This is a genomic window from Streptomyces sp. NPDC051963, from assembly GCF_044593495.1.
Classification (GTDB): Bacteria; Actinomycetota; Actinomycetes; order Streptomycetales; family Streptomycetaceae; genus Streptomyces.
Map to the genome: position 1 here is coordinate 246,361 of NZ_JBIUCC010000003.1, position 8,449 is coordinate 254,809.

6 protein-coding genes and 1 pseudogene are annotated in these 8,449 nt (G+C 72.4%); 1 reads left to right on the plus strand and 6 read right to left on the minus strand.

Going from position 1 to position 8,449, the window contains the following annotated elements:
- Positions 1 to 240: 240 nt before the first annotated feature.
- Positions 241 to 348, plus strand: a pseudogene (locus ACIHFB_RS13680) (response regulator transcription factor); the annotation flags it as partial.
- A gap of 84 nt (positions 349 to 432) precedes the next feature.
- Here ACIHFB_RS13680 and ACIHFB_RS13685 read toward each other — a convergent pair.
- From ACIHFB_RS13685 to ACIHFB_RS13710, 6 genes are all read right to left on the minus strand, one after another.
- Positions 433 to 2,406 (minus strand): ABC transporter ATP-binding protein, encoded by a 1,974-nt coding sequence (locus tag ACIHFB_RS13685; protein WP_400126874.1) that lies wholly within the window; start codon positions 2,404 to 2,406, stop codon positions 433 to 435.
- A 45-nt stretch (positions 2,407 to 2,451) separates the two neighbouring features.
- On the minus strand, positions 2,452 to 2,580 hold the full coding sequence (locus ACIHFB_RS13690; protein WP_365280205.1) for a hypothetical protein: 129 nt from the start codon (positions 2,578 to 2,580) through the stop codon (positions 2,452 to 2,454).
- 196 nt (positions 2,581 to 2,776) lie between these two features.
- Positions 2,777 to 3,763, minus strand: coding sequence for an EamA family transporter (locus ACIHFB_RS13695; protein ID WP_365280206.1), 987 nt, complete (start codon positions 3,761 to 3,763; stop codon positions 2,777 to 2,779).
- Positions 3,764 to 3,970: 207 nt separating this feature from the next.
- Positions 3,971 to 6,769, minus strand: coding sequence for a hypothetical protein (locus tag ACIHFB_RS13700; RefSeq protein WP_400126875.1), 2,799 nt, complete (start codon positions 6,767 to 6,769; stop codon positions 3,971 to 3,973).
- A complete protein-coding gene (locus ACIHFB_RS13705) occupies positions 6,766 to 7,650 on the minus strand; it encodes a type VII secretion system-associated protein (protein ID WP_400126876.1) in 885 nt (294 codons plus the stop codon). The genes ACIHFB_RS13700 and ACIHFB_RS13705 overlap by 4 nt, the downstream gene beginning before the upstream one ends.
- A gap of 108 nt (positions 7,651 to 7,758) precedes the next feature.
- On the minus strand, positions 7,759 to 8,403 hold the full coding sequence (locus ACIHFB_RS13710; protein WP_365280214.1) for a type VII secretion system-associated protein: 645 nt from the start codon (positions 8,401 to 8,403) through the stop codon (positions 7,759 to 7,761).
- Between the last annotated feature and the right edge of the window lie 46 nt (positions 8,404 to 8,449).

An 8,449-nucleotide genomic window follows, 5' to 3' on the forward strand; every position in this document is an offset into this window, starting at 1 on the left:
CTCGCGGGTGGGACGTCGCCGGCCCAGCGGCTGGCTGATGAGTTGCGGCGCTCCGGCTACGACGTGGAGGTCGTCGGAGAGGGCGGAGCGGACGGCGTCCTCGGCGGCCGGAGCGGCCGGGACGGCCCGACCGTTCTGGAGGGTGCGGGGATCGTTCTGGACGTGCCGCGCCGCCTGGTCAGCCGAGAGGGTCGGCCGGTGCGGTTGTCGAGCCGGGAGTGCGATGTGCTGGAGGTGTTGATGCGGGCCGAGGGGGCGGTGATCGGCGGCGGGGAGCTGGTGAAGCGCGTGTGGGGCGGGGAGTTGGAGGTCGAGAGTAATGCCGTACGGATCACGGTCAGCAGGCTGCGGGCGAAGCTCGGGGAGCCGACGGTGGTGGAGACCGTGCGGAAGGCGGGGTATCGCCTGCGGCTGCGGCACCCGGCTCCTTCGTCAGCGGGTGCCGGTGCCGGTGCCGTGGAGGTGGGCGTAGATGCCCTTACGGGCCAGGAGTTCGTCATGGCGACCGGACTCAGCCAGGCGGCCGTGGTCGATGACGAGGATGCGGTCCGCGTCGGGGGCCAGGCGCAGGTCATGGGTGATGAGCAGGGTGGTGCGGCCGGCCATCAGGCGGCGCAGCGGGGTGATGACCTGGCGCGCCGCGACGGCGTCGAGGCCGGCGGTCGGCTCGTCCAGGACCAGCACCGGGGAGTCGCGCAGCAGGGCGCGGGCGATGGCGACGCGCTGGAGCTGGCCGCCGGACAACTGGGCGGTGCCCGGGGAGACAAGGGTGGCGTAGCCGTCCGGGAGGGCTTGGATGAAGTCGTGTGCGGCGGCGTCGCGAGCGGCTCGGAGCAGGTCGTCGTCGGTGGCCCCGGGGCGTCCGCAGGCGATGTTCTCGCGGATGGTGTCGTGCAGGACGAGCGTTTGCTGGGGCAGGAGGGTGATGTGCTCGCGCAGACGTTCCAGAGGGAAGGCGCTCAGCAGGAAGCCGTCCAGGCGGATGTGGCCGAGGGCCGGGTCGTAGAAGCGGGGCAGGAGTTTGGCGAGCGTGGATTTGCCGGCGCCGCTGGGTCCGGTGATCAGGATGAGCTCTCCGGGCCGAGCCGTGAAGGAGAGGTCGCGCAGGGCGTACGGGGCGGCGTCGGGGCCGGGGGCGAGGATGCGCTCGAACTCTGAGGGAGCGCTCTCGTCCGAGTCCTGTTCCTGCCCGGGATAGCGGAACCAGACCCGCTCCACGTCCAGGACGCCGCGGATCAACCGGGGCGGGCGGGGTGCGTCAGGGGGCGGGTCGGTGACCGCGGGCCGGGCGTCGAGTATCTCCAGGAGCCGTTCGGCGCCCGCGGTGGCGGCGGTGACGGCGAGGCCGAGCTGGCCCAGCTGCCGGATCGGAGGGAAGAGGTAACCGAGGAAGGCGGCGAAGGACAGGAGTTGTCCGAGCGTCATTCGTCCTTCGGAGATCTCCCAGGCGCCGAGCCCGATGACGGCCAGCACGCATACGGTCTCCATCACCTCGACCAGTTGCTCGTACAGTTCGCTGAGCCGGTTGCCGCGCACGGACGCGCGCAGCCAGGCGCCGGCCTGGACGTCCAGCCGCGCCTCCTCGTCGCGGCGCCGGTTGTACGCCTGAGTGAGCACGATGTTGCCCAGCGACTCCTCGACGACCGAGGTGATGGCCCCGTCGGCGACGCGTTCCTGGCGGGAGGCCTTCTTGATCCGGGAGGCGAACTGCCGTGCCGCCAGCCAGAACAGCGGGGCGAGCACGAAGGTGGCCAGGGCGAGATCCCAGCGCAGCAGCAGCGCGGCACCGAAGAAGAAGACCGTGCTGAACAGTGCGGACACGGTCTGGACCACGCCGGAGACGACCATCTGCTCGATGGCCTCGACATCCCCGGTGAGGCGCTCGACGAGGTCGCCCTGCCGGTGGCGCTGGAAGAAGTGCGGCGGCATCCCCTGCACATGGCGGAAGACCCGGGCACGCAGCCGCAGGACGAAGCGCTCGGCGACCCAGACGGCGGCGGAGTTCCCGGCGTATCCGATGATGGCGCCGAGGACCGCGAGTCCCAGCCACTGACCGGCGGGCATCCAGAACGCACTGACCGAACCCTCCTGAAGGGCATGGTCGGTCAATTTCCCGAAGAGCAGGACGGCTCCGGTCTCCGCGAGTGCCGCGACGATGACGCACGCGCAGATCAGCACGATCCAGCGCCGGTCGCCCTTGGTCAGCGGCCAGAAGGAACGGAAAGCAAGGCGCGCTGACGCGCTTATTGAAACATCGGCGCCGGCAGAGTCTGCGGAATCGCCCTTACCGCCGCTGCCACCGGCGATTTCCGCCGCCGGGCTGGGTGCCGGGAATTTCGATACGAGCGGGATGGCCCGCACTCGCACCTTCGGTTGATCGTTGTTCGCAGACACGGCGCCCCCCATGCCCGGAGGCGGACCCCTTGGGCCCGCCTCCGGAATGTACCTACGTCAGCCTTTACGGCCGATGAGACGAGCCTTCCGCGCCGGCTGTGCGCGGCGCTGCTTGTGGCGCGACAATTCGTCCTTAGCCGGAGTAATCTTCGTCATACGCTGGGGTATCATCTTGTAGAGCTTCATGAGGTTCCTCATTTCTTGATGCACTGCATACAGCATTCACTGCCGCCACTGGAGTGCATTCCTCGGCGGCATGGGAACTCTACCAAGAAACACCGGGATCTCGACACCCTCACGGTGAAGTCCCTTTAAATTCACGGCGGAAACATTTCTCGAATGTAACTGCCGCTCTTACCAGAGCCTTATATTCGGGAAGCGGTTACTCGCGGGAAATCCTGAGCAACGTCAACGTATCGAAGGCGCCGGTGCCGTGGTGGACGAGCGTCACCGTGGGGGTTCCGGACCGGCGGGACGCCCACGCCACCCTGGGATCGTCGTAGCGCTCATCGAGCGCATGAACAGCCAGGCGGCCAGCGCGGCGAGCGGGGTCTCCAGCTGGAGGAAGACGCTCAACGTCGTCGCCGAGGCGCGGCCCAGGGCGAAGTTCATCGAGCCGGGCCCCAGAAGCTGAGGCAGCAGGAGCAGGCCGAGCAGCGACAGATGCGTCGTCCGGTCGAAGCCGGCGAGCGGGATGCCGGCCAGCAAGCAGACAGCCAGCCAGCTCCAGCCCGCAGATCAGTGAGGTGAACGCCGAGTACAGCGGTGTGCTCAGGTCCGCCCGCGCCTGCTGGCTCAACGCGGTGTACCCGGCCAGGGCCATGGCACCGGCCAGGGCGAGCACGTCGCCCATCAGCGCCGAACCGCCCGCCTGCACACCGGGCCCGGCGGCCAGGGCCGCGCCCACCACCGCGAGCAGCAGCCCCGCCCAGGTGCGGCGGGCGACCGGCACGCCCTGGCCCGCGGCGATCAACGCCTGCCAGACCGGCTGCGTGGCCACGAGCGCCGTGGACATGGCCACCGTGGTCATCCGCGTGCTCGTCATGAAGGTCGCGAAGTGCAGCGCGAGCGAGGTGGCGGCCAGGAAGCCGCGGGCCAGGGGCCGCCATTGCTCGCGCCGCAGCACTCCGCGTTCACCGCGCGCGACCCGCGCCACCTCTCGGCGGCGCAGCACCAGCAGGAGGAGCGGCACGAGCGTGACGAAGCCCAGGGCGTTGCGCCAGAAGGCCATGGCCAGAGGCGGGGCGGAGGCAGCGGCGGTGAGCGGGGCGGTGGCGGCGAAAGAGACCACGGTGACCGTCATCGCGGCGATGGCCAGTGGGTCGAAGCCCGGTCGAGAGTGCTTCGTATCACCGGAAGACGAGGACATGGGCACAGCGGCTCATCTGTTTGCGGTCGGGGCGCCGTCGTCCGGATACGTGCTCAGTTCCTTCGAAGGAACGATGCCGACGGCAGCGGGGGGGGCGCGGCGGGTACGGGGGGTTCCCGCCGCGCCACCTCCCCCAACACGTGGAGCGGCGCCCAACGGTTCAAATCAGCTCGCCTGGCCGAGCGTTGCACCGGCCGCGTTCCCGTCCTACCCCCCGAGCGGCCCCGCGCACGTCTGCGGCCAGTGGAACGGTCCGGGCGCGAGCGGTTGGCTGCGCAGCGTCTCGTCGAGCCGGTCGAGCGTTGCGCGGTCGTACTCGTCGAGCTCCGTGCTCTGGGGAATCGCTCCGGCGTTCCTGGCGGCGGGAGCGCTGGACACCTCGCGCATCAGCACCAGTCGAGCGCCGTCGCCGTCGCTCTCGCGGACGTCGAGCACGCGCAGCAGCGTGCCCGGCGCGAACACGATCTCGTCCCGCTTCGCGGAGGCTCCCGGTCCGCCCGTCAGCTCGCGCACCCGGCGGCCCGTCGCCGACCAGATCACGTACTGCGGACCGCCGGGGCGCGGCGTGCCCGGCCAATGCGGCAGCCCGCCGACGGGGGCCGCATCGCGCACCAGGTTCCCCGGGACGACGCCGTCGTCCGCGCCATCGGTGCCGCGGAAGGCGGGGCCGCGGTACGACGGGAGCCGGCGCAGCGCCGACGCCACGCACGCGGCGTAGCACAACGCCCGCTCGTCACCGGCCCGCACGCCCCGGGCCAACTCGTCATGCCCCAGCGGGCCTTCGGCGGCGTGCAGATACGCGTGCAGCGCGATCAGGTCGTCCCTGGCGTCCAACAGCTCCGGCCCGCGCAGCGCGGGCATCCTGGTGAGCGCCCGCGTGACGGCGGCGCCGTGCCGCTCCCAGCTCTCCCCCGCCAGCCTCCGGAACGCCGCGCGTTGCGCTGCCGTACTGGCGTGCTCCGGCAGGAACGGGACGGCGGGCAGCGGTCCCGCGGACTCGGACACGACGGCGGGCCGTCGGTGCGAGGGACCGGCCGGGTGTGATTCCGGTGCCGCAACGGGCGGTGGTTCGGGGGTCCGTGGCTCCGGGGTCCGTGCCTCCGGGGTCCGTGGCTCCGGGGTCTCCTCGCCTGCCTCGTCGCGCGCGGGAAGGTCGCGGGCGGATGCGGGCTCGGCCGGGGCGGAGGTGGTGCGGATGTCCGGTGGAGGGCTCGGCGGGAGTGGGTCCGGCGGCGACGCCGGGGACATGTTCTGCATCGAGACAGGGAGGCCCTGCCTCAGTTCCCGTACGGACAGCGGGGTGGAAGATGGCGTCGGCGGCGACTCGCTGCCGGTGGACGGGGCAACGGAGCCGGGAACGGGCGCAGCCGCAGGGGCAGTCAATTCGTCGGCGGCGGGGGCGGCCGTGGCCTCGGGGGCAGGTCGGGCCTGGCGAGCAGGGGCGGGCGGCTCCTTGGCCGCGTGCCGCGGCGGGGTCCGGGGAAGCGTTGTCGTGCCGTAGCCGGCCTCCTGCGGAGCGGCCGAGGTGGTCTCGAAGCGGATGGCGCGCAGGGCGTGTTCGGCGGCGGTACGGCGCAGCGCGCGGCCGTCGTCCGCGCTCACGCCGTGCACGAACAACCGTGCCTTTCCCCGGACTTCACCGGCGAGCCCGCCCAGGAGCGTGCCGAGTACGGGGGTCAGCGACTCGTCCAGGGACCGCCCGGCGCTTCCCACCTCTATCGCCGGGCCGTCCGGATCCGCCGGCCGGTCCGCCAACGGCGGGCGCTGCTCGTCCGTTTCGGTCAGCCACAGGCCGGCGCGGGTCACCGCGACCTGCCAGCCCTCGGAGAGCCGGAAGACGCCCTCTTCGGGCCGCACCCGGCCGTCGTGACCGTCGTCGCCATCGTGCCCCACGTCGTCGACAGGCGGGGTCCAGCGCTGGAGCCGGGGGGCCGGCGCGGGCGCGCCCGGCTCGGCGGGACGGCACCGCACCTCGTCCACGAACGCCTGCCACCTGGGCGAGCCGTCGACGCCCAGCACCACCGCGTGCACGCCGGACCGCGCCGCCGGGCCGTGCGTCAGCAGCGGCATTCCGGTGCACGCCGTGACCTCGGCGCCCAGCGTGTCGGACACCGCCTGGACGGTGGGCAGCACATCCCGGTGGCCTCCCGGGGCGATCCTGACCAGGTTCCGCGCGGGCTCCGGCAGCGCGGTGAGGAGCTCCACGACATCGCCGGCCGAGACGTCCCCGCCCCCGGGAACGCCCAGCAGCACGGTAGGTCCCCGAGGATCGACCGGTACGGCGTAGCACAGGTCGCCCAGGCCAGGCGGGTCCACGTCCGGGGACCGGGCGAGCACCCCGGCCGGGATCTGCTCGATCACGCAGGCGGCACCGACCTTCTCGGGCAGCACCTCGATCGCCGCCTGCCAGTCGGGCGCCGGCTGGCGGGGACCGATCCGCTCCGGCTCGGCCCCGTCGGGCAGGAACCGCCACCAGCTCCCCTCTTCCGCCACGGCTCCCCCGCCGGCGTACGGCCCCCGAGCGGGCACGAACAGCCCACCGCCGGGCACCACGAGAGCGAGCCCGTCGGGCGCGACGACCTCCAGCCGCCAGGCGTCCGCGATCCGGCGGGCCAGCGCGGGTGCCTCCGGACGGTCCTCCCCGGCCGCCGTCATGACGAGCCGGACCGTGCGGATGCCGTCGTCCCGCAGCTCGTCGAGGACGCCGCCGAGCCGGGGCCACAGGTCGGCGGAGTGCGACGCGTCGGCCCCGGTCAGCACCGTGACCGTGTCCGTGTCGGCGGCCAGGACCCTGGCGAGGTCCGCGACGTCGGACGTGCCGAGGGCGTCGTCGGAGGGCGTACGGAGCAGCCGTAGGCCGTCGTACTCCTCGACGAGCAGCGGCTCCCCTCCCGCACCCGAGTTCGCGAAGCCCTCGGCCTGCGAGGCTGGTGCCGACTCCGCCACGGCCGACCGGTCGCCACGTCTGCCGAACCACCTCGGCCGGCCGCCGCCGGTGCGGCTCACGGTGTCGTTTCCGGGGCAGGTTCGGAATTCTCCGGACCGCCGGGGGCGTCTTCCATGCTGTGCTCTCCGGGCTCTCCGGCCAGGTCCTCAGTGCTCATCGTCATCGGCCAGTCGTCCACGGACGGGCTACGGGGCCCCGGCGCGGAGGCGGAGACGGGGGCAGTCTCCAGCTCGGACTCGGCCTCCGACCGGGCCTCCAAGCCGTCCTCCGACCCGGCCTCCGCCCTGTCCATCGCCTCCTCCAGGCCGGCGGTGTGCAGCACCATGCTGACCGGAGCCGAGCTGTTCAGGCACAGGTTGTACCCCTCGGGTATCCGGTCCAGGAATTCCCGCGCCTGCACCTGCTCGAAGCCGAGCCGCCCGGCGAGGTGGAGGTACTGCGGCGAGGTGTACACCGGAATCACCGGGGAGCCGTCGGGCGCCGACGCGCGTACCGGGTCACCTTCCGCCGTGACCAGTACCGCCACTTCGGCCCGCGCCAGGGCGCTGGTGACGTCCTCGGCGGGGCCGTAGCCGGTCGTGGCGAGCTGGATGGCGGCGTCCACCTCGTCGGTGGGCGCCGGCCAGTCCATCGCGCCCGGCGAGGGCCGGTAGTCCTCGTTGTCCCGCCACTCGACGATCTCCCCGTCGAAGTCGGAGCGCCACTGGCCGACCACGGCCCAGTTCGGCGGCGGTCCGTCACCGGACCAGGCCGGGTCGATCAGGTACAGCCAGTGGTTCGGCGCGAGCCGGGCCGCCTCGACGAACTCCTCCGGCGGGGCGGGGTCCACCGCCGCCGTACCCGTCGCGGCGTCCGTGTCCGTGTCCGTGCCAGCCCCTGCGTCTACGTCCACGTCTACGTCCACGTCTGCGGTACGGACCTCGCCGTTGGGCTCACTCATCCTGTCCTCACTCACTGGTTCGTACGGTGTCGCATGGCTCCGGAGCGGTCATCGGCACCGCCGCATCAGACCTCGCGTCACATGCCACGGATTTCGGCCCGGAAGAGTTCAGTCCCGGGACGCGGCCCGGAGCGCGCCCTTCCCGATGAGCAGCGCCACCGGGGCGGAGGAGCTGAGAAACAGCACCTCTTCGTCGTCGCCCAGCCGCTCCAACAGATCTGTCATCGGCATCACGTCGTGCCGGGGAAGCTGGTCCGCCTCCAGGCCGGACGAGGCGGAGAAGACGGCCACGGCCTGGGCCCCCTCGGGCGTCTCGTCGACCGAGGGTCGCCCCTCGTCGTCCACGCACACGGCGACCTCGGCGTCCGCCAGCGCACGGATGACGTCCTCGTCCGGCCCGTAGCCGGTGGCAGCACGCTGAGCGGCCCGGTCGGCGGCGCTGACCGGCTCGGGCCACCCCATCCTCTCGGGCGACGGCCGGTAGCCGGGATTGCGCTGCCACTCGACGATCTCCCCGTACTCGTCGGCGCGCCAGCGGCCGAGCATCGCCCAGGCCGGCGGCTCCTCCCCGTCCTCGCCGTCCTCGCCGTCCCACTGCTGGTCGACGACGGTGAGCCAGTGGTCGGGCGCCAGCTTCGCCGCCTCGACGACGTCCTCGGGAGGAGCCGGGAAGCCCGGCTCACCGGGGCGTACGAGCGTGGGTGGTTCCTCGACGGCACCTTGTTCCTGGACGTCGTCCTCCGGGATCGACATGGCTGCTCTCCAACGGTCGGTATGTGTGGTGTCGTTGTCCCACAGG